The sequence below is a fragment of the Kitasatospora sp. NPDC058190 genome, assembly GCF_042883685.1.
GTDB lineage: Bacteria > Actinomycetota > Actinomycetes > Streptomycetales > Streptomycetaceae > Kitasatospora.
On the sequence record NZ_JBHVVI010000025.1, the window covers coordinates 37,629 to 58,651 of the forward strand.

The 21,023-nt window shown below is 72.1% G+C and carries 19 protein-coding genes and 2 tRNA genes; 9 read left to right on the plus strand and 12 right to left on the minus strand.

All coding sequences use genetic code 11. The annotated features are described in order from the left end of the window. Positions 1–106: 106 nt before the first annotated feature. Entirely contained in the window at positions 107–1,483 is a 1,377-nt protein-coding gene (gene tig, locus ACFVWU_RS14535; RefSeq protein WP_387619790.1) for a trigger factor, read from the minus strand. A gap of 298 nt (positions 1,484–1,781) precedes the next feature. Beyond that, positions 1,782–1,855, minus strand: a tRNA-Pro gene (locus ACFVWU_RS14540). A 159-nt stretch (positions 1,856–2,014) separates the two neighbouring features. Between ACFVWU_RS14540 and ACFVWU_RS14545 the strand changes: the two genes are divergently transcribed. Then, positions 2,015–2,085, plus strand: a tRNA-Gly gene (locus ACFVWU_RS14545). Positions 2,086–2,143: 58 nt separating this feature from the next. Here ACFVWU_RS14545 and ACFVWU_RS14550 read toward each other — a convergent pair. Next, positions 2,144–2,704: a hypothetical protein gene (locus ACFVWU_RS14550; RefSeq protein WP_387619793.1), complete on the minus strand. Its 561-nt coding sequence runs from the start codon at positions 2,702–2,704 to the stop codon at positions 2,144–2,146. Between the two features lie 190 nt (positions 2,705–2,894). On the opposite strand from ACFVWU_RS14550, the gene ACFVWU_RS14555 reads away from it, so the two are divergent. After that, a complete protein-coding gene (locus tag ACFVWU_RS14555; protein WP_387619796.1) occupies positions 2,895–3,686 on the plus strand; it encodes a DUF6348 family protein in 792 nt (263 codons plus the stop codon). A 72-nt stretch (positions 3,687–3,758) separates the two neighbouring features. Here ACFVWU_RS14555 and ACFVWU_RS14560 read toward each other — a convergent pair whose 3' ends face one another. From ACFVWU_RS14560 to ACFVWU_RS14575, 4 genes are all read right to left on the minus strand, one after another. Further along, a complete protein-coding gene (locus tag ACFVWU_RS14560; protein ID WP_380613713.1) occupies positions 3,759–3,956 on the minus strand; it encodes a hypothetical protein in 198 nt (65 codons plus the stop codon). A 673-nt stretch (positions 3,957–4,629) separates the two neighbouring features. Continuing rightward, the gene (locus ACFVWU_RS14565; RefSeq protein WP_387619799.1) at positions 4,630–5,856 is read right to left on the minus strand and encodes a PP2C family protein-serine/threonine phosphatase; all 1,227 of its coding nucleotides are present in this window, start codon (positions 5,854–5,856) and stop codon (positions 4,630–4,632) included. A 332-nt stretch (positions 5,857–6,188) separates the two neighbouring features. Next, a complete protein-coding gene (locus ACFVWU_RS14570; RefSeq protein ID WP_387619802.1) occupies positions 6,189–6,674 on the minus strand; it encodes a ribose-5-phosphate isomerase in 486 nt (161 codons plus the stop codon). A gap of 47 nt (positions 6,675–6,721) precedes the next feature. Next, positions 6,722–7,321: a biotin transporter BioY gene (locus tag ACFVWU_RS14575; RefSeq protein WP_380613710.1), complete on the minus strand. Its 600-nt coding sequence runs from the start codon at positions 7,319–7,321 to the stop codon at positions 6,722–6,724. A 267-nt stretch (positions 7,322–7,588) separates the two neighbouring features. On the opposite strand from ACFVWU_RS14575, the gene ACFVWU_RS14580 reads away from it, so the two are divergent. Further along, positions 7,589–9,025 carry an amino acid permease gene (locus ACFVWU_RS14580; RefSeq protein WP_387619805.1) on the plus strand — a complete coding sequence of 479 codons (1,437 nt, stop codon included), beginning with the start codon at positions 7,589–7,591 and terminating at the stop codon, positions 9,023–9,025. A 68-nt stretch (positions 9,026–9,093) separates the two neighbouring features. Here ACFVWU_RS14580 and ACFVWU_RS14585 read toward each other — a convergent pair whose 3' ends face one another. Further along, entirely contained in the window at positions 9,094–9,726 is a 633-nt protein-coding gene (locus ACFVWU_RS14585; protein WP_387619808.1) for a DsbA family protein, read from the minus strand. Positions 9,727–9,944: 218 nt separating this feature from the next. On the opposite strand from ACFVWU_RS14585, the gene pepN reads away from it, so the two are divergent. Continuing rightward, a complete protein-coding gene (gene pepN, locus ACFVWU_RS14590; protein WP_387619810.1) occupies positions 9,945–12,509 on the plus strand; it encodes an aminopeptidase N in 2,565 nt (854 codons plus the stop codon). A gap of 164 nt (positions 12,510–12,673) precedes the next feature. Here the strand turns inward: pepN and acnA are convergent, their stop codons facing one another. From acnA to ACFVWU_RS14605, 3 genes are all read right to left on the minus strand, one after another. Next, the gene (acnA, locus tag ACFVWU_RS14595) at positions 12,674–15,319 is read right to left on the minus strand and encodes an aconitate hydratase AcnA (RefSeq protein WP_387619813.1); all 2,646 of its coding nucleotides are present in this window, start codon (positions 15,317–15,319) and stop codon (positions 12,674–12,676) included. 224 nt (positions 15,320–15,543) lie between these two features. Further along, a complete protein-coding gene (locus ACFVWU_RS14600) occupies positions 15,544–15,702 on the minus strand; it encodes a hypothetical protein (RefSeq protein ID WP_387619816.1) in 159 nt (52 codons plus the stop codon). Continuing rightward, entirely contained in the window at positions 15,699–16,712 is a 1,014-nt protein-coding gene (locus ACFVWU_RS14605; protein ID WP_387619818.1) for a hypothetical protein, read from the minus strand. Before ACFVWU_RS14605 ends, ACFVWU_RS14600 begins: the two co-directional genes overlap by 4 nt. A 30-nt stretch (positions 16,713–16,742) precedes the next feature. On the opposite strand from ACFVWU_RS14605, the gene ACFVWU_RS14610 reads away from it, so the two are divergent. From ACFVWU_RS14610 to ACFVWU_RS14630, 5 genes are all read left to right on the plus strand, one after another. Next, entirely contained in the window at positions 16,743–17,090 is a 348-nt protein-coding gene (locus ACFVWU_RS14610) for a hypothetical protein (protein ID WP_387619821.1), read from the plus strand. 114 nt (positions 17,091–17,204) lie between these two features. Further along, complete coding sequence (locus ACFVWU_RS14615) at positions 17,205–17,729, plus strand: SigE family RNA polymerase sigma factor (RefSeq protein ID WP_387619823.1); 525 nt, start codon at positions 17,205–17,207, stop codon at positions 17,727–17,729. 36 nt (positions 17,730–17,765) lie between these two features. After that, on the plus strand, positions 17,766–18,821 hold the full coding sequence (locus ACFVWU_RS14620) for a hypothetical protein (RefSeq protein ID WP_387619825.1): 1,056 nt from the start codon (positions 17,766–17,768) through the stop codon (positions 18,819–18,821). Between the two features lie 59 nt (positions 18,822–18,880). Further along, the gene (locus ACFVWU_RS14625) at positions 18,881–19,288 is read left to right on the plus strand and encodes a type II toxin-antitoxin system VapC family toxin (protein ID WP_387619827.1); all 408 of its coding nucleotides are present in this window, start codon (positions 18,881–18,883) and stop codon (positions 19,286–19,288) included. A gap of 136 nt (positions 19,289–19,424) precedes the next feature. After that, positions 19,425–19,958: a superoxide dismutase family protein gene (locus tag ACFVWU_RS14630; RefSeq protein WP_387619830.1), complete on the plus strand. Its 534-nt coding sequence runs from the start codon at positions 19,425–19,427 to the stop codon at positions 19,956–19,958. A gap of 35 nt (positions 19,959–19,993) precedes the next feature. Here ACFVWU_RS14630 and argF read toward each other — a convergent pair whose 3' ends face one another. Then, positions 19,994–20,995, minus strand: a complete 1,002-nt coding sequence (argF, locus tag ACFVWU_RS14635; RefSeq protein WP_387619832.1) for an ornithine carbamoyltransferase — start codon at positions 20,993–20,995, stop codon at positions 19,994–19,996. Positions 20,996–21,023 lie beyond the last annotated feature (28 nt).

Genomic DNA, 21,023 nt, shown 5'->3' on the forward strand with positions numbered 1-21,023 from the left:
TTCGCTGTGAGCGCAGGGTCGCGGCGGCGCGCGGGCGGGACGACAGCGGGCCCGGACACCGTACGGCGTCCGGGCCCGCTGGGCTGCCTCAGGGGGCTACCGGGGCTCAGGCCTCGGTGTTCTCCTCGGCGACGGCCTCGACGGTCTCGCCCGTCTCGTCCTCGTCGTCGAAGTTGATCTCGTTGCCCTCGGTGTCGACGACCTTGGCGGCCTCGACCACGGTGGCCAGCGCCTTGCCGCGGGCGACCTCGCCGACCAGCAGCGGAACCTGGCCGCCCTGGACGACCTGCTGGGCGAACTGGTCCGGGGTGAGGCCGGAGCCGGCGGCGCGGCGGATGAGGTGCTCGGTGAGCTCCTCCTGGTTAACACCCAGCTCCTCGTTGGCGACGATCTGGTCCAGGACGAACTGGGTCTTGATGCCCTTCTTCGCCTGCTCCTCGATCTCCGCGTCCCACTCCTCGCGGGTCTTGCCCTGGGTCTCCAGGTAGGTGTCGAGGTTCAGGCCCATCGGCTCGAGCTGGTGGTGCTCGACGTTGTGCTTGCGGGTCTCGATCTCGTCCTTGAGGAGCTTCTCGGGGTACTCGATCTCAACCAGCGCGAGCAGCGCGTCCAGCACCTTCTCCTGGGCCTGGGTGGCCTGGTCGTACTCCTTCATGCGCTCCAGGCGCTTGCGGGAGTCGGCGCGCAGGTCCTCCAGGGTGTCGAACTCGCTGGCCAGCTGGGCGAACTCGTCGTCCAGCTCCGGCAGCTCCTTCTCCTGGACGGCGGTGACGGTGACGGTGACCTCGGAGGTCTTGCCGGCCTGGGTGCCACCCTTGAGCTCGGTCTCGAAGGTCTTCTCCTCGCCGGCGGACAGGCCGAGCACGGCCTCGTCGATGCCGTCGATGAGGCGGCCCGAGCCGATCTCGTAGCTGACGCCGTTCGCGGTGCCGTCCTCCGGCACCTCGCCGTCGACCTTGGCAACCAGGTCCACGACCACGATGTCGCCGGCAGCGGCGGCGCGCTCGACGTCCTTGACCGAGGAGAAGCGCTCGCGCAGCTGCTCGAGCGACTTCTCGATGTCCTCGTCGGAGACGGCGATCGGGTCGACGGTCACCTCGATGGAGGAGAACTCCGGCAGGGTGATCTCCGGGCGGATGTCCACCTCGGCGGTGAACTTCAGGTCACCGCCATCGGCGATCTTCTCGACACCCTCGATGTTGGTGATGTCGGGCTGGCCGAGGACCTCGATCTTGCCCTCGTCGACGGCCTGCGTGTAGAAGCGCGGCAGGGCGTCGTTGACGGCCTCCTCCAGCACGGCGCCACGGCCGAAACGCTGGTCGATGACGCGAGCCGGGATCTTGCCCTTGCGGAAGCCCGGAACCGTGACCTGCTGGTTGATCTTCTTGTACGCCGCGTCGAGGCTGGGCTTGAGCTCCTCGAAGGGCACCTCGACGGTGAGTCGAACCCGGGTCGGGTTCAGAGTCTCGACGGCGCTCTTCACGGTTAGGTCTCCTATGGGCTTGCGGTCAGATTGTCTCCGCCTGTTCCGTTCCGTTCGGCCGGGGCCGGTACGGGCGGTTCGGGCGAGACGGGCGATGGGCGGTTGGAGCTGCATCTCCCGTGAGTGGACGGTGAGCGTGACTCCTCGCCCTCGTGCGGTTGACCTGGGTGGACGCCACAGGGACTACCGCCAGCACCCCATCCTACCGGTACCACGAAAGGCGGACGCCAGGCGCCACCGTACCGCCCCGACAGAACAGGGCCCCGCCCCGATGGGCGAGACCCTGCCGCACTCACTGTCGGGGTGACCGGATTCGAACCGACGGCCTTCCGCTCCCAAAGCGGACGCGCTACCAAACTGCGCCACACCCCGTGGTGCCGAGAGGAAGCGTACACGCCGGGCCTGCACGGCTCGCCGACTATTTCGGGGCGGGGCGCAAGCGGGTTCGTGAGGAATACGGTGTGCACGGGAGCGGCCGGACCAGGTACGCTGTCTCCCGAACTTCCGGCCGGAGACGGCTCGGGGGGTCGCGCGGGCGTAGCTCAATGGTAGAGCCCTAGTCTTCCAAACTAGTCACGCGAGTTCGATTCTCGTCGCCCGCTCTTCCGGTCCGGCCCCGGTGCGCCCAGCGCACCGGGGCCGTCGGCGTTCCCGGCGGGATCAGAGCCCGAGCCGGGCGGCCCGGGCGGCGGCCCGGTCGAGCAGTAGGTGGATGTCACCCTCCCGGGTGGTGGGGCGGTCGTTGTACTCGTCCGGGGAGCGCGCCGGGCGCCCGGTGGCGTGCAGCACCTCCATCAGCTGGACCCGGGCGGTGCGCACGGTCGCCGGGGTGCCGTAGCCGTACGCCAGGACGGCGGCCTGGGCGCCGAGCAGGCAGACCCGGCCGGAGTGGTCCCACATCGCGCCCTGCAGCCAGCCGTGGGCGCCGATGAAGCGGGAGACGAGCCGCAGGTGGTCGGCGGCGCCGACCGGGACGGGACGAGCGGAGCGGCGCAGTGCCCGGTCGAGCAGGGTGGCCCGGGGCGCCGGGTGGCCGGCGTTCCAGGGGCGCAGGGTGCTGCCGTACCGGCAGACATACGGTGCCGGGGTGCGCGCGGGGGCGGGCAGCGAGGCGAGGTAGGCCTCGATCTCGGCGACCAGGCCGGGGCCGTCCGGGCCCGGCGGCAGCCCCGGCAGAGAGACCGGCAGCGGCGGAAGGGGCGTCAGGTCGGTGCGGGGCATGCGGGCTCTCCAGGCGGGCGGCCTTCAGGTTCCGCTCCCCAAAATGGGGCATCCAGGACATTTCCGCGACCGGAGGCCGGGCCTGCGCGAACGGTTTCCCGGTTGGCGGTCGGGCCGATAGCCTCGGCGGCGTTCGAGCTCAGTTCGAGCGCGGCCGCAGCCGGCGCGCTCCCTAGGTGGAGGAGTCCCGGTGCGTCCGCAGGAGCGACTGGCCGTCATACAGCGCTGCGTGGTCCGGGAGATGGCGCGACTGGGTCAGGAGTTCCATCCGGACGGCGAGGTGGTGCGCGGTCCGGGCACCACGGCGGTGGCGGTGCGCGAGCACCCCGGGGACGACGGCGCCGGGCACGTGGACCTCGGCTTCGTGCTGCAGCTGGGCCGGGCGGACGCGCCGGTGGTGTGGGACTGCGCGGCGGGCCTCGGCAAGACCGAGGAGGAGAAGCTCGCGAACGCGGTGAAGATGTGGGCGACCACCACCGCCTCGGTGCTGGTCGAGCTGGCCGAGGGCCGCGGGGTGCACGCCGATCACGCCGATCTGCCCGAACTCCCGGGCTGGCACGCGGTGCAGGGGCCGGCGGCGGTCTTCGGCTTCGGCAACGAGCACCTGGCGGCGTGGCTCGCCGAGCACCGGGTACTGCCGGCGCTGGCGCCCGCGCTGCGGACGGAGCTGGCCGGGCCGGGCCCGGTGGGGGTGAAGCTCTTCCTGGGCGGGAAGGCGGGCGACGACGTCGCCGAGGTCCGGGTGGGCGGCGAGGCGTCGGAGGCGGCCTCCGCGGCGCTGCGCGCGCTGGACTGGCCGCGGGGCGAACGGCTGTGCTGGGCACGGTTGTTCGTGTTGTTGACGGCGGAGCGGGCAGCACCGGTCACGGCCGCGCCGGCGGGTGCCGCGGCACCCGCACCCGTACGCGTCCCGGCCCCGGCGGCGATGCGCCCCCGGGGTCTGTTCGCCCGCTGGCGGGAGACCCGACGGGCCGGCCGGTGAGAGCGATTCGCCCGCTCGCCCCCTTCGGCTCGGGGCCGGCACGGTGCGAGAGGTCCGGCGGCCCGGGCCGGGTCAGCCGCCGGTGATGCTGGAGATGCTGTGCGCCAGGTTGGACAGCAGGGAGTTGATCGAGCCCGCCATGGTCGTCTCGTGCAGCATGAAGCCGAACAGGGCGGCGACGATGCCATGGGCGATCTTCATCTGCTTGTTCCGGATGAAGATGATGCACAGGATCGCGAACAGGACCAGCGCGGAGACGGAGAGTGCCACCCGGACTCACTTCCTCGTTTCATAGCGTGGTGCCGCCGCCCGGCGGCACCTGTGAAGCCGGACCCCGGCCTGTCCGACGGTCCCGAGGCGGAATCGCGGACCGTCCGGCGCAGTGCCGGTGAGGGAGCCCACGCTCGAGCGCTGCCTGTCGTGCCGCACGTGTCGCCCCCCATCCCCCGAATCCTGAACAGTCCCGCCCGGACTCAGTGTGGTCGACCGTGCCGATTGCGTAAAGGTCTGACAGTCAGCCCAACGCCGATATCCTGCGATGCGAGACGAGTTTCCGCCGACCGGGACGATATCGGAGCCGTCCTGACGAATCGTCGGCGGGGCGTGCTGAGCGGCCGGGAAGCGCGCGGAGGCGGGGAGCGGAAGCCGCTGATCCGGTCAGCCGACGGGGCGTCCGATATGGCCGAAGATCAGCTGCCAGGCTTGACAGCGACGCTGCCGGTGGCACATGACGCGGGGCCCGCCCCGAGCCCACCCCGAGCCCGCCCCGAGCCGAAGGGGCGCGCCGGTGCCGAAAGGGAGAAGCGACAAGCGAGGCACGAGCGCCGGAGCGCCGACCGTCGGCACCGGGTCGGAGCGCCCCGGAGGCGAGCGGGCGAGTATCAGTGCGCCGACCGTCGGCACCGGGTCGGAGCGCCCCGGAGGCGAGCGGGCGAGTAACAGCTCAGTCGCGCCAGAGCAGCAGGACCGCACGGTCGTCGTTGATGTCCCGGGCCACCGTCTCGATCAGCGCGGCCGCGGCCCCCGCGCCGCTGCCCGGGCCGCCGCCGGGGACCAGCCGGTCCGCCTCCCCCATCAGCCGGTCCATGCCCTCGGCGAGGTCCCGGCCCGGCGCCTCCACCATGCCGTCGGTGCACAGCATCAGCACGTCGCCGCGGTTCAGCCGGCCGCGCACGCCCTCGAACTTGGCGCCGTCGTAGATCCCGAGCAACGGGCCCTCGGCCTGCTTGACCTCCCAGCGCCCGGCGCCGGCCAGTCGCTGCATGCCCGGCAGGTGCCCGGCCGAGAGCAGTTCGTACTCGCCGGTGTCCAGGTCCAGCACCAGGTGGACGGCGGTGGCGAAGCCCTCCTCCCAGGACTGGCGCAGCAGGTAGCCGTTGGCTGCGGGCAGGAAGTCGTGCGCGGGCAGCGAGCCGACCAGGCCGCCGAAGGCACCGGAGAGCAGCAGCGCCCGGGAGCCGGCGTCCATGCCCTTGCCGGAGACGTCCGCGAGGACCACCTCCAGCAGCCGCTGTCCGGGGCCGGTGCGGGCGGCCACCACGAAGTCCCCGGAGAAGGACTGCCCGCCGGCCGGGCGCAGCGCCATGTCGGCGTGCCAGCCGTCCGGCAGCCGGGGCACCCGGCTCTGCACCCGCAGCCGCTCGCGCAGGTCGAACAGCATGGTGGAGCCGCCCCACCAGGGAACGCCGACCCGGGCCCGGAACTGCGCCAGCAGCAGGCCGCCCACTCCGGCGGCGCCGACCACCAGGGCGGCGCCCGGGGTCACTCCGTAGACGTAGGCCTCCGGGTTCTCGCTGGCGACCCGCTGGCCGGTGTGGATCACGGACTCGACGGACAGCCCGAGGGCCGCCAGCGCGTAGAGCACCACCAGGCTGCCGGGGCGCAGCAGCAGCGCGCCGGCCAGGATCGGCAGGACCAGGGCGGTGGGCGGGGCCCAGTCGGGGATCCAGACGTTGAGCAGGATCAGCAGCGGGACGAGCAGGGCCAGCGCGCAGAGCACCGGCCAGTCGGCGGCGCCGCCGCGGAAGTAGTCGACACCGGCCGTGCGCAGCCTTCGGCGGACCCGGCGGAGCCTCTTGCGCAGCCGGGCCGTCACGGGCTCGGACGCCGGGGCGGCGCCGGGCCTCGTCGCAGTCGTCTGGGGCGGTGCGCCCGGCGGTCTGCCAGCCATGGGGCCCGACCCTATCCACGGGTACGGTCCGGCGTCGACGGCCCGGGGGCGGGCAGCGTTGTCGACACGCGGGGGGTTCAGCGGGTTTCGGCCGATCGGAGCGGTGCCGGGCGCGCCGTCAGGAGGCGTGCGCCGGTTGGGCGTACGGAGCCTGCTGGTGGCGTGCGCGCCCCGCGCGCGGAGGTGTGCGTGCGCCGGGGCCTGTGGCCGATCCCACAGGTCCGGGGGCCGGAGCGGTCCTGCGGATCTTCGCCGCGCCTCCGGGCGGAAACGGCGGCGGCCGGTCGCACCCGAGGGTGCGGCCGGCCGTCGTGGACGGGTGGGTGGCGGGATCAGCCCTGCGGGTGGTGGGCCGGGATCGGCGGGAGTTCGCCGGTGGTCTCGTACTCGCTCAGCATCTCGATCCGGCGGGTGTGCCGCGGCTCGCCGCTGTAGGGGGTGTTGAGGAAGACCTCGACGAACTTGGTGGCCTCCTCCTGCGTGTGCATGCGGCCGCCGATGGAGATCACGTTGGCGTTGTTGTGCTGACGGCCGAGCTCGGCGGTCTGCGTGCTCCAGGCCAGCGCCGCACGGACGCCCTTGACCTTGTTGGCGGCGATCGCCTCGCCGTTGCCCGAGCCGCCGATCACGATGCCCAGGGCCTCCGCGTCGGCGGCGGTGCGCTCGGCGGCGCGCAGGCAGAACGGCGGGTAGTCGTCCTCGGCGTCGTAGATGTGCGGCCCGCAGTCGACCGGCTCGTGGCCGGCCTCCTTCAGCCACTCCACCAGGTGGTTCTTCAGTTCGTATCCGGCATGGTCGGAGCCCAGGTACACGCGCATGCCATGAGTGTGGCATGCGCGAGCGCCCGGGCCCGACAACGGGGGCGTCAGCGCTTGCCGAGCAGCTTCCAGGCCAGCGGCAGGGCGCCGGCGGCGAAGGCCGCCTTGAGCGCGTCGCCGACCAGGTACGGGTAGAGGCCCAGCTCGGCGGCGCGGGCGAGCGACACGTGCAGGGTGAAGGCCAGGTACGGGACGCCGACCGCGTAGATGGCGAGGCTGCCGAGAACCATGGTGACGGCGGTGTTCACCGGGGTGCGGTCGGCGCCGCGGCGGGCCAGCGCGCCGGTCAGGGCGGCGGCGAGGACGAAGCCGAGCACGTAGCCGAAGGAGGGCATGGCCCAGCCGGAGGTGCCCTCGGCGAACCAGGGCATGCCCGCCATGCCGGCCAGCAGGTAGAGGGCGAGCGAGGCGACGCCGCGGCGGGCGCCGAGCGCGGTGCCGACCAGCAGGGCGGCGAAGGTCTGGCCGGTGACCGGCACCGGCGAGCCGGGGACGTTGACCGACAGCTGGGCGGCCACACCGGTCAGCGCGGCGCCGCCGACCACCAGGGCGAGGTCACGGGCCTGCGCGCCGAGGCGGGTGGAGGCGGCGGGCAGCAGGTCGGCGAGGACGGCGCGACGCGCTATCGGGGTGGTGGCAGTGGCCATCGGGGGATCCTCCGTACGGGTCCAGGTGAGTGAACACCTGTGAACCTACGCGGTGATCCACTGCGCCGCCGCCACGGTTTCGGACAAAGCCCCGCCCTCGGGCGTTGTCGGAACCGACCCGAAACGACGCTCCGCGACCGGTTGATCACGCCGGGGTGCGGCCCGGTCCGCATGGTGGGCCGAAAGCGGACATTGTTGGCATGACCAGAGGGGTCCCCGGATATTGGACAGCTCATGCCGCATTCCGCACAGTCTGGATCCACCCCTATGGCCCCCACCTCCGCGCCCACGGCGTCCGGGACCACAGCGTCCGGGACCACCGACGCCGCCCAGCCGGACTCCGGCCCGGCGTCCGGCCAGCAGCTCAGCCACGGGCTCAAGCAGCGCCACCTGTCGATGATCGCCCTCGGTGGCGTCATCGGCGCCGGCCTGTTCGTCGGCTCGGGCGCCGGTATCGCGGCCGCCGGTCCGGCGATCATCCTCGCCTTCACCCTCTCCGGCCTGCTGGTCATGCTGATCATGCGGATGCTCGGGGAGATGTCCGCCGCCCGTCCGGCCTCCGGCTCGTTCTCGGTGCACGCCGAGAAGGAGATCGGCCCCTGGGCCGGGATCACGGCCGGCTGGATGTACTGGGTGATGCTCTGCTGCGGCGTCGCCGCCGAGGCCACCGCGGCCGGGAAGATCGTCAACGGCTGGATTCCCGGTGTGTCCGCCTGGGTCTGGGTCGGCCTGTTCATGGTCTTCTTCTGCGTCAGCAACCTGACCGCGGTGAAGAACTTCGGCGAGTTCGAGTTCTGGTTCGCCACCATCAAGGTCGCCGCGATCGTCGCCTTCCTGGTCCTCGGCGCGCTCGGCGTCGCCGGGGTGATCGGCCCCGGCGCCCCCGGCACGAGCAACCTCACCGGACACGGCGGCTTCCTGCCCAACGGCGTCAGCGGGCTGATCGTCGGCCTGCTCGCCTCGGTGTTCGCCTACGGCGGCCTGGAGACGGTGACCATCGCCGCGGCCGAGTCCGACGACCCCAAGAAGAACGTCGCCAACGCGGTGCGCACGGCGGTGTGGCGGATCGCGATCTTCTACATCGGCTCGATGGCCCTGGTGGTCACCCTGGTCTCCTGGAAGGACCCGGCGGTCGTCGCCGACGGCCCCTACGTCACGGTGCTGCGCCACCTCGGGGTGCCCGCGGCCGGGACGATCATGGAGGCGGTGGTGCTGGTCGCGCTGCTGTCCGCCATGAACGCCAACATCTACGGCGCCTCCCGGATGGCGTACTCGCTGGTCGGCCGCGGCCAGGGCCCCAAGGCACTGGCCAAGGTCAGCGGCGGGGTGCCGCGCCGGGCCGTGCTGGCCTCCTGCCTGTTCGGCTTCGGCGCCGTGCTGGCCGCCAAGTTCTGGCCCGCCACCGTGTTCACCTGGCTGATGAACACCACCGGCGTGGCGATCCTGGTGGTCTGGCTGTTCATCTGCATCGTCCAGCTGCGGATGCGCCGCCGGCTGGAGCGCGAGGCGCCCGAGCTGCTCACCGTGAAGATGTGGGGCTACCCGTACCTGACGTGGATCGCGATGGCCGCCGTGGTCGGCATCCTCGCGCTGATGACCACCACCGAGGGCAACCGCCAGCAGCTGTACGCGGCCGGGGTGCTGGTCGTGCTGCTGAGCGCCGCCGGCCTGCTCAAGCAGCGCCGGGACGCGGCCGCGCGCTGAGCCCCGGACACCCGGAAGGGCCCGGTACCAAGAGCTTGGTACCGGGCCCTTCCGCGTGCCGGACGGACCTACTCGAAGGACGGGCCCGCCGTACGGGTGCGCTTGATCTCGTAGAAGCCCGGGGTGGAGGCCACCAGCAGGGTGCCGTCCCAGAGCCGGGCCGCGGCCTCGCCCTTCGGGGCCGGCGTGACGACCGGGCCGAAGAAGGCCACCCGCTCGCCGTCCGCGCCCTCGACCGCGATCACCGGGGTGCCGACGTCCTCGCCGACCAGGGTGATGCCCTCCTTGTGGGAGGCGCGCAGGGCCTCGTCGTACGCGTCGGTGTCGGCCGCGTCCGCCAGCTCGGCGGGCAGGCCGGCGGCCACCAGGGCGGCCTGGATGGTCTCCCGGTTCTGCGGCAGGCCCTGGTTGTGGAAGCGCAGGCCCAGCTCGGTGTAGAGCCGGCCCAGCACCTCCTCGCCGTGCTGCTGGGCGGCCGCGACGCAGACCCGCACCGCGCCCCAGGCGTTGTCCAGCAGCTGGCGGTACTCCTGCGGCAGGTCGCGGTGCTCGTTGAGCACCGACAGGCTCATCACGTGCCAGTTCACGTCGACCGGGCGCAGCTGCTGGACCTCGATCAGCCAGCGGGACGTCATCCACGCCCACGGGCAGGCCGGGTCGAACCAGAAGTCGGCGGTCTTGCGCTCAGCGGCAGTCGTCACTGGGTCTCGTCCTTCGTGCGGTGATCCGAGGCGGCGGGGTGTTCCCCACCCAGCCCCAACACCCCTCCGGCGCCGGTGATTCCGGCCCCGACCCGACGGCCTGTGCAATGGTACCGGCCAGGGCGGGCGTGAAAGGATGCCTTTGCGCGCGCGGCGCACACCGCGCACGGGACATCCACAGACGCACCACCGTGCGAGCCGGACAAAGGAGTACCGCCGTGCCGGGCAAGAACCTGAGCCGCGACGAAGCACAGCAGCGAGCCGGCATCCTGGCCGTGGACGGCTACCGGGTCCGGCTGGACGTGACCTCGGCCCCCGACCCGGCCGCCACCACCTTCCGCTCCACCACCACCGTCGCCTTCCGCTGCTCCCAGCCCGGCGCCGCCACCTTCCTCGACCTGCTCGCCCCGGCCGTCCGCTCGATCACCCTCAACGGCCGCGCCCTGGACCCGGCGACCGCCTACGACGGCGCCCGGGTGCACGTCGACGGCCTGGCCGCGGAGAACGTCCTCACCGTCGAGGCCGACTGCGCCTACAGTCGCACCGGCGAGGGCCTGCACCGCTTCGTCGACCCGGCGGACGGCGAGACCTACCTCTACACCCACTACGAGCCGGCCGACGCCCGCCGGGTGTTCGCGAACTTCGAACAGCCCGACCTGAAGGCCCCGTTCAGCTTCACGGTGACCGCCCCGGCCGCCTGGGACGTGTGGTCCAACGCCGTGCACGAGAGCGTGACCGAGGAAGGCGCGGCCCGCACCTGGGAGTTCGCGCCGACCAAGCCGATCTCCACCTACCTCACCGCCGTGGTGGCCGGCCCGTACCACGTCGCCCACGACCACTACAGCCGCGAACTCGCCGACGGCACCACCCTGGAGATCCCGCTCTCCGCGATGTGCCGCAAGTCGCTCGCGCCGTACTTCGACGCGGAGGAGATCCTCGGCGTCACCAAGCTCGGACTCGACTTCTTCCACGAGGAGTTCGACTTCCCGTACCCCTTCGGCAAGTACGACCAGGCCTTTGTCCCCGAGTACAACATCGGCGCGATGGAGAACCCGGGCTGCGTGACCTTCAAGGAGGAGTTCGTCTTCCGCTCGAAGGTCACCGACGCCGCCTACGAGGCCCGCGCCAACGTCGTCCTGCACGAGATGGCGCACATGTGGTTCGGCGACCTGGTCACCCCGCGCTGGTGGGACGACCTGTGGCTGAAGGAGTCCTTCGCCGACTTCATGGGCTCCTACGGCCTGATCGGCGCCCGCACCCGGTACTCCTCCGCCTGGGTCACCTTCGCCAACCAGCGCAAGGCCTGGGCCTACCGGCAGGACCAGTTCCCCACCACTCACCCGATCACCGCCGACATCCGCGACCTCGAGGACGCCAAGCTCAACTTCGACGGCATCACCTACGCCAAGGGCGCCTCCGTCCTCAAGCAGCTGGTCGCGTACGTCGGTTCGGAGGCCTTCTTCGAGGGCGCCCGCCGCTACTTCAAGCGGCACGCCTTCGGCAACACCGAACTGGCCGACCTGCTGGGCGTGCTGGAGGAGACCAGCGGGCGCGACCTGAAGAGCTGGGCCGCCGCCTGGCTGCAGACCGCCGGGGTCAACGCGCTCACCCCGCAGGTCACCACCGACGCCGAGGACCGGATCACCGAGCTGGCCGTGCTCCAGGACGGCGAGGTACTGCGCCCGCACCGGATCGCGGTCGGCCTGTACGACCGGGACGCCGACGGCGCCCTGGTGCGCACCGAACGGATCGAGCTGGACGTCACCGGCGCCCGTACGGTCGTCACCGAGGCGGCCGGCCGCCCGCGCCCGGCCCTGGTCCTGCTCAACGACGAGGACCTGACCTACTGCAAGATCCGCTTCGACTCCGAGTCACTGGAGTCCCTGCGCACCGGCCTCGGCGACATCCGCGACGAGCTGGCCCGCGCGCTCGCCTGGTCCGCCGTCTGGAACCTCACCCGCGACGGCCTGATGCCGGCCCGCGACTACGTCGCCCTGGTGCTGCGCTTCGCCGGCCAGGAGGGCAACATCGGCGTGCTGCAGTCGCTGCACGCCCAGGCCAAGACCGCCGTCGACCTGTACGCCGCCCCCGAGTGGCGCGCCGAGGGTGCCCGGCAGCTCGCCGACGGCGCCCTGCGCGAGCTGCGCGAGGCCGTCCCCGGCAGCGACCACCAGCTGGCCTGGGCCCGCTTCCTGGCCCAGACCGCGGGCGGCGCCGAGCACCTCGGCCTGGTCCGCGGCCTGCTGACCGGCAGCGCCCGGATCGACGGGCTGGAGGTCGACCAGGAGCTGCGCTGGTCGCTGTGGCTGGCGCTGGCCGCCGCCGGGCAGGCCGCCGACGAGGAGCTGGCCGAGGAGCTGGCCGCCGACAACACCGCGGGCGGCAAGCGCCAGTACACCCAGTGCCTGGCCGCCCGGCCCACCCCGGAGGCCAAGGCCGCCGCCTGGTCGGCCGTGCTCGACTCGGACGAGCTGCCGAGCGCCCTGGTCGAGGCCAACACGGCGGGCTTCTCGATCCCGGCCCAGCGCGACCTGACCGTCCTCTACGCGGCGCCGTACTTCAAGCTGCTGGAGAAGGTCTGGGCCGAGCGGACCATCGAGATCGCGATGCGGATCGTCGGCGGCTTCTTCCCGATCGCCCAGACCGACGAGCAGACCCTGGCCGAGGCCGACGCCTGGCTGTCCGGCCACCCGCAGGCGGCGCCGGCGCTGCGCCGCCTGGTGCTGGAGCGCCGGGACGACCTGGCCCGCGCGCTGCGGGCGCAGGCCTGCGACCGCGCCTGATCCACAGGAGCCCGAAGGGCCCGCCGGTTTCCGGCGGGCCCTTCGGCGTGGGCCACGACAGCGTCGGCTCCGCTCGGTCCGCGTCGCCGGCCCCTTCGTCGGCGGGGAAAGCGCGAGGAGGCCGGACCGCGGGGTGCGGTCCGGCCTCCCTGAGGCGCTGGGGCTCAGCCGATGAGCGAGCGCAGCACGTACTGCAGGATGCCGCCGTTGCGGTAGTAGTCCGCCTCACCGGGGGTGTCGATGCGGACGACCGCGTCGAACTCCTTCTCACCGGCCTTGACCTTGACGGTCTTGGGGGTGCGGCCCTCGTTGAGCTCGGTCACGCCGGTGATGGAGAAGGTCTCCTCGCCGGTCAGGCCGAGGGAGTCGGCGTTCTCGCCCTCCGGGAACTGCAGCGGCAGGACGCCCATGCCGATCAGGTTCGAGCGGTGGATGCGCTCGTAGGACTCGGCGATGACGGCCTTGACACCGAGCAGCGCGGTGCCCTTGGCGGCCCAGTCGCGGGACGAGCCGGAGCCGTACTCCTTGCCGGCCAGGACGACCAGCGGGGTGCCGGCGGCCTGGTAGTTCTGCGAGGCGTCGTAGATGAACGACACCGGGCCGTCGGCCTGGGTGAAGTCGCGGGTGTAGCCGCCCTCGGTGCCCGGCGCGATCTGGTTGCGCAGACGGATGTTGGCGAAGGTGCCGCGGATCATGACCTCGTGGTTGCCACGGCGCGAGCCGTAGGAGTTGAAGTCACGCTTCTCGACACCGTTGGCGGTCAGGTACTGCGCCGCCGGGGTGCCCGGCTTGATGTTGCCGGCCGGGGAGATGTGGTCGGTGGTGACCGAGTCGCCCAGCTTGGCCAGGACGCGGGCGCCGGCGATGTCGGTCACCGGGCTCGGGGTCTTGGCCATGCCCTCGAAGTACGGGGGCTTGCGGACGTAGGTGGACTCGGCGTCCCACTCGAAGGTGTTGCCGGTCGGGACCGGGAGCGACTGCCAGCGGTAGTCACCGGCGAAGACGTCCTGGTAGCCCTTGTCGAACATGTCCTGGTCGATGGAGCCCGCGACGACGTCGGCGACCTCCTGCTCCGACGGCCAGATGTCGGAGAGGAAGACGTCGTTGCCGTCGGCGTCCTTGCCCAGGGCGTCCTTGGTGATGTCGACGTTCATGTTGCCGGCGAGGGCGTAGGCGACCACCAGCGGCGGGGAGGCCAGGTAGTTCATCTTGACGTCGGGGTTGATCCGGCCCTCGAAGTTGCGGTTGCCGGAGAGCACCGAGACGACCGCGAGGTCGGACTCGTTGACGGCGGCCGAGACCTCCTCGGGCAGCGGGCCCGAGTTGCCGATGCAGGTGACGCAGCCGTAGCCGACCAGGTTGAAGCCCAGCTTCTCCATGTACGGGAGCAGGCCGGCCTTCTCGTAGTAGTCCATGACGACCTTGGAGCCCGGCGCCAGGGTGGTCTTGACCCAGGGCTTGACCTGCAGGCCCCGCTCCACGGCCTTCTTCGCCAGCAGGGCGGCGCCCAGCATGACGGAGGGGTTGGAGGTGTTGGTGCAGGAGGTGATCGAGGCGATCACGACCGCGCCGTTGTCGATCTCGTAGGTCGAGCCGTCGGGGGCGGTGACGGTGGTCGGCTTCGAGGCCTCGGCGGAGTAGGTCGGCAGCGTCTCGGCGAACTTCTGGGCGGCCTCGGCCAGGATCACGCGGTCCTGCGGGCGCTTCGGGCCGGAGATCGACGGGACGACGGTGGAGACGTCCAGCTCCAGGTACTCGGAGTAGACCGGCTCGACCGACGGGTCGTGCCAGAGGCCCTGCTCCTTGGCGTACGCCTCGACCAGGGCGAGCTGCTGCTCGTCGCGGCCGGTGAGCTTCAGGTAGTTGATGGTCTCGGCGTCGATCGGGAAGATCGCGCAGGTCGAGCCGAACTCCGGCGACATGTTGCCGATGGTGGCGCGGTTGGCCAGCGGGATGGCGCCGATGCCGTCGCCGTAGAACTCGACGAACTTGCCGACCACACCGTGCTTGCGCAGCATCTCGGTGATGGTGAGCACCAGGTCGGTGGCGGTGGTGCCGGACGGCAGCTGGCCGGTCAGCTTGAAGCCGACCACGCGCGGGATCAGCATGGAGACCGGCTGGCCCAGCATCGCGGCCTCGGCCTCGATGCCGCCGACGCCCCAGCCCAGCACGCCCAGGCCGTTGACCATGGTGGTGTGCGAGTCGGTGCCGACGCAGGTGTCCGGGTAGGCCTGGCCGCCGCGGACCATGACGGTGCGGGCCAGGTGCTCGATGTTCACCTGGTGGACGATGCCGGTGCCCGGCGGGACGACCTTGAACTCGTCGAAGGCGGTCTGGCCCCAGCGCAGGAACTGGTAGCGCTCCTTGTTGCGGCCGTACTCGATCTCGACGTTCTGGGTGAACGCGTCCTTGGTGCCGAACTTGTCGGCGATGACGGAGTGGTCGATGACCAGCTCGGCCGGGGCCAGCGGGTTGATCTTGTCCGGGTCGCCGCCCAGCTCCTTGACGGCCTCACGCATGGTGGCGAGGTCGACCACGCACGGCACACCGGTGAAGTCCTGCATGATCACGCGGGCCGGGGTGAACTGGATCTCCTGGCTCGGCTGGGCGTCGGCGTCCCAGTTGCCGAGGGCGCGGATGTGGTCGGCGGTGATGTTCGCGCCGTCCTCCGTGCGGAGCAGGTTCTCCAGCAGCACCTTGAGGCTGTAGGGCAGCCGCTCGGAACCCTCGACGGCGGAGAGCTTGAAGATCTCGTACGACTCGTCGCCCACCTGCAGCGAGCTGCGGGCGTCGAAGCTGTTCGCGGACACGACTGACTCCTTCTGGGTGCTTCGTGCTTAATCCGGCCGTCACGCGGTGGTAAGGTCAGCCTTACTTAGGCCGACCTTGCCCGCATCGCCGGTGAGCGCCTCTCGGCAAGTATCTTGATGTCGAGATATATCGTAAAGGGCAGTTATCTCGATGTCGAGATAAACCATAGTGCATGCCGCCGCCATCACCACCGCAGGCATGCCCCGGGGCGCGACCGCGCAGGTCAGCGGCCATCCGGGCCGCGACGCTTGCGCTCCAGCCGGATCAGCCAGACCGCTCCCGCCACGACGGCGGCGGCCACCAACAGCACCACCACCAGCTCACCACCCGAGCCGCCGGTCGGCGAGGGGGCGATGTCCGCCAGCAGGGTCGTCGTGCTCATTCCTTCTCCTCCTCATCCGCCCGGTCCGTGCCCAGGCCCAGGACCAGCATCAGCAGCACCGGGAACTCCAGATAGGCGTGGTAACTGGCCAGCGCCGCGTACACCGAGCGACCCTGGGCGTAATCCACGGCGAACAACAGGGCCAGCAGCGCGCCCGCGCCCGCCCCCAGCGCCCAGGCCCGCACCCCGCGCAAGGACGGTACCCGGGCTTCGAAGCGCTCCGCCGCCTCGGGCGCGTACCGCGGCAGGAACCACACCCAGACCACGTAGTGCATCGTCTGCAGGAAGGCGAACACCGCCAGGAACCGCAGACCGCCCTCCGGGCTCAGCCAGGCCGGCGGGGTGTAGGCGGCGGCCAACCTGTCCGTCCAGCCGCCGGGGCGCTGGGACAGCACTCCGTCCAACAGCCCGCTCAGCAGCAGCGCCGGAACCAGCAGCACCCAACCGAACTGCAGCGCCAGGAACGCCGCGCGCCCCCGCGCCAGACGGCGCGACCACTCGGCCAGGAACAGCAGCGGCACCACGTTGTGCAGATGCGCCAGCACCACGAAGTGGTACGCCGGGAAGGCCAGCGAGGCGGCGCCCGCACCCGCCACGCCGACGGCGCTCAGCACCAGCAGCCGCGGCCGGCCGCGCAGCCCGTACCGGCAGGCCGCCGCCAGCAGGCCGTAGGCGAGCAGGATCTCCGCCGACTGGGACAGCCGGGAGGGCGGCAACAGGCGGCACACCACGATCCCGGTCACCAGCGCCAGCAGCAGCCGCAACAGCGGACCGGCCAGCACCGCGGCGAAGCGGCCGGCCACGTAGCGCAGCTCCAGCACGTTGTGCAGCAGACCGAAGGCGGCCAGCCCCAGCACCGCCAGACCGGTCGGCGCGCGCAGGGCCAGCGCCAGCGCCAGGACGGCCGACAGTGCGAAGCCCGCGAACGGCGCGGCGGACAGCCGGGCCGGCGGGCCGGGCGCGGGCCAGGGGCCGACTCCGGCGCCCGCTCGGATCCCCGTGGTCGCCATGCTCCCCCTCCCCGTGGCACGATCCCCGCCGTGCGCTACCCGGTGGCCCTCGCCCTCACCCTGCTGACCGAGACACCCGTCTACACCGCCGCCCTCACCCGGATCGGGCGGGTGCGCCCGGCGCGGGCCGCCGCAGCCGGCGTGCTGGTCAACCTGGTGACGCATCCGCTGCTCTGGTGGACCCTCCGGCACTGGACCGACGGACCCGCCGCAGCGTACTGGACGGGCTTCGCGCTCAGCGAGACGTCGGTCGTCGTGGTCGAGGCGCTGCTGCTGTGCCCGATCACCGGACTGCGCCCGCGCGACCCGCTGCCCTGGATCGCCTCCCTCACCGCCAACGCGGCCTCGCTGCTGGCGGGGCTGCTCCTCGGGACCTGACCGCCGACGACCCGTAACGCGGTCTCCGGGCTCGGGCGTCTAACCGTGCGCAGAGGGCGCGCCGTGCGCAGATGGTGCGGAGCCCACCACGTCACGGGGTTCGAGGGGACAGCAGTGATCAGGAAGACGCGACGGGCCGAGGAGAGCGCGGAGTTCGAGAGCTTCGCGCACAGCCGGGGGCAACGACTCTTCCGCACCGCCGTACTGCTCTGCGGCGACTGGCACCTCGCCGAGGACCTCACCCAGGTCACCCTGGCCAAGCTCTACGCCTCCTGGTCCAAGGTCCGCCGGGCCGAGAACCAGGACGCGTACGCCCGCAGCACACTCGTCCGCTCCTACCTCTCCCACCGCCGACTGCGCCGCACCGGCGAACGACCCGCCCTCGGCGAACTACCGGAGGGCGTCTGCCCCGAGGGCGACCCGGCGCTGCGGGTCACCCTGCTCACCGCCCTCGCCGAACTCCCGCCCCGGGACCGGGCCGTACTCGTCCTGCGCTACTGGGAGGACCGCAGCGTCGAGGAAACCGCCGCCGAACTCGGCCTGAGCCCCGGGGCGGTGCGCAGCCAGGCCCTGCGCGCCCTCGGCCGGCTGCGCACGGTCCTCGGCCCGGACGCGGCCGAGCAGCTCACCCGCTCCTGAGTCCACCACCACCTGGTCTCTGAAAGGAACCTCACCATGAACGAGCCTGACGTGGACGGCCACAGGCTGTCCGCCACCTTCGAGCAGGCGATGCACGGTGTCGGCCCCGACCTGGGCCCGCTGATCGCCGCGGGCGCGCAGCAGGGGCGCTCGATCCGGCGCCGCCGCCGGCTGACGGTCGCCGCCGCCGTGACGGCGGTGGCCGCGCTGGCCGTCGGCGGCTCGGTCGCCCTGCGGGCGGGCGGAGGCGCTTCTGCCACTGTGGCCGCTGCCTCGGCATCACCCTCGGCTTCGCCATCGCCGTCGTCGGCCGCGGCGACTCCCGACAAGAAGGACCCCCAGCCGGTCCGGGAGTCGGACGACGGCGCCGAACAACCGCTTCCGGGCAACGGCCCCAACGCGGGCAAGGTCGGCCTGACCGGCCACGCCACACTGCTCACCCTGTCCCGGGCGCTGCCGGCGAACGGTCGGACGTCGGGCTACGCCGGCTACTCCCAGACGGTGGGCTGGACCGGCCCCGAGCGGAAGGACGTCATGGTCCGGGCCCGTCTGACCTACGACGACGGCACCGGACCGGCCGAGGTCGGCATCGTCGTCGAGGGAGGCATCGGCGCGCAGTTCCGGCCGGGCTCCCACCCCGTGGGCCCCGGCTCCGATCCGCACATCATCGGCTACGACGACTACTTCAGCTGCGACAAGCTGAACGCGACCGGGCAGCTCCGCTCCTGCTCCGGCAGCGTCCTCCCGGACGGCAGTCACCTAGTCCTCACCGAACGGGCCGTCGGCGCCACCGTCTCCCGCAACGCCAGCCTGCTGCGGCCGGACAACACCAAGGTGACGGTCACCGCCTCCAACACGCGACTGATCACCTACCAGGGCGGGCCCGTCGTGCTCCGGGACGGGTTGCCGCTCACCCTCGACCAGTTGAAGGCCGCCGTCATGGCCACCGGCTACCAGGAATGGATCACGCCGGAGGAGGCGAAGCAGGCCGAGCAGACGATCCGGCCGTTCCACGACGACACGCCGGAACGGAACATGCCGTCCCCCCTCCCCACCGCGACGCCCGTCACGAAGCCCGCCGACCAGGGCTGAGGCCCGTCCCGGTACGGTGGCCGGTGAGTTGACGTGCGGAAACGGGCAGGGGCCGACTGATGATCGTGGTGGACGCATCCGCGCTGGTGCTGGCGCTCGCCGACCAGGGCCCGCGCGGAGCCCGCGCCCGGGCCGAACTCGCCTCCGACGGCGAGTGGTTGGCGCCCGAGCACATCGTCATCGAGGTGATGCAGTCACTGCGCGGGCTCTACCTGGCCAAGGAGCTGACCGCCGAGCGGGTCGCCGAACTCACCGGGGAGCTCGCGGCGGTGACGATCCGCAAGGTCGAGGTGGCGCCGCTGCTCGGCCGGATCTGGGAGCTCAAGGACAACCTCACGCCGGACGACGCCGCGTACGTCGCGGTCGCCGAGCAGTACGGGGTGCCGCTGGTCACCGCCGACCTGCGGCTGATGCGGGCCAGCGGGCCGCGCTGCGAGATCCGGGGGATCCGGCGGGACGCGGACTGAGGGTGCCCTCGGGGCGAGGCGCGAGGCGGGCCGAGGGTGTCCTCGGCACCGGGCACGAGGCGAGCCGAGGGTGTCCTCGGTGCTCCGGCCGCGTTAGCAGGGTGACCGTCGCCCCGCCCGTGGAAGGCCCGTCCCGATGCCCGCTCCGTTCGCCGCCGCCCTGCTGCCGCTGGCCCTGCTCGCCCCCGCCGCCTCTCCGGTCTCCGTCCTGGACGCGCACTTCGACCCGGCGACCGCCTTCGTCCCGCCGGCCGCGATCAGCTACGCGGACGACCTGGTGCCGTACGGCTCGCACGCCCGGGTGGTCACCGACCGCTCGGTGCCCGGGCGGACGGTGGTCACCCTGACGGTGGCCGGGCTCGCCCCCGGTCACGAGTTCCCGGTGCACCTGCACACCGGCAGTTGCGAGGCGGACCCGGCCGCCTCCGGGCCGCACTACCAGGACGTGGTCGACCCGGTGCAGCCGTCCACCGACCCGGCGTACGCCAACGACCGCAACGAGCTGCGGCTGGTGCTGCGCACCGACGGGCGGGGCGAGGGCACCGCCTCGGCCGCGGTGGACTGGCAGCCGCGGCCGGGCGAGGCGCGCTCGCTGGTGCTGCACGCGGGCACCCCGGCCGGGCGGCACGCGGCGGGCGACCGGGTGGCCTGCGTCCGGCTGGACAAGTAGCCGGTCGGCCCCGGGGCGGCGGCCGGTCCGTTCGTTCAGGAGCCCAGCGTGGCGACCAGGACCGCCTTGATGGTGTGCAGGCGGTTCTCGGCCTGGTCGAACACGATGGAGTGCGCCGACTCGAACAGCTCGTCGGTGCACTCCAGCTCGGTCATGCCGGTCGCCTCGTACATCTGCCGTCCGACCACGGTGCCGAGGTCGTGGAACGCGGGCAGGCAGTGCAGGAACCTCACGTCCGGGTTGCCGGTCGCCCGGACGGTGTCCATCGACACCTGGTACGGCTTGAGCAGCTCGATCCGCTCCGCCCAGACCTCCTTGGGCTCGCCCATCGACACCCAGACGTCGGTGTAGAGGAAGTCGGCGCCGGCCACGCCCTCGGCCACGTCCTCGGTCAGGGTGATCCGCGCGCCGGTCCCCTCGGCCAGCTGCTGGGCGGCCTTCCGCACGTCCTCGGCCGGCCAGAGGGCGCGCGGGGCGACGATCCGGATGTCCATGCCGAGCAGAGCGCCGGTCACCAGCAGCGAGTTGCCCATGTTGGAGCGGGCGTCGCCCAGGTAGGCGAGGGCGACCTCGGTGAGCGGCTTGGCGGTGTGCTCGGTGACGGTGAGCACGTCGGCCAGCATCTGGGTGGGGTGCCACTCGTCGGTCAGGCCGTTCCAGACCGGGACGCCGGCGTACTCGGCCAGCTCCTCGACGACCTCCTGGCCGTGGCCGCGGTACTCGATCCCGTCGAACATCCGGCCCAGCACCCGGGCGGTGTCCTTCACCGACTCCTTGTGGCCGATCTGCGAGCCGGCCGGGTCCAGGTAGGTGGTGGTGGCGCCCTGGTCGTGGGCGGCGACCTCGAAGGCGCAGCGGGTGCGGGTGGAGGTCTTCTCGAAGATCAGCGCGATGTTCTTGCCGCGCAGCCGGGGCTGCTCGGTGCCCGCATACTTGGCGGCCTTGAGCCCGGCGGCGAGGTCCACCAGGAAGCGGAACTCCTGGGGCGTGAAGTCGAGCTCCTTGAGGAAGTGCCTGTTCCGGAGGTTGAAGGCCATACCGGGCTCCTGGGGTGACGGGACTACG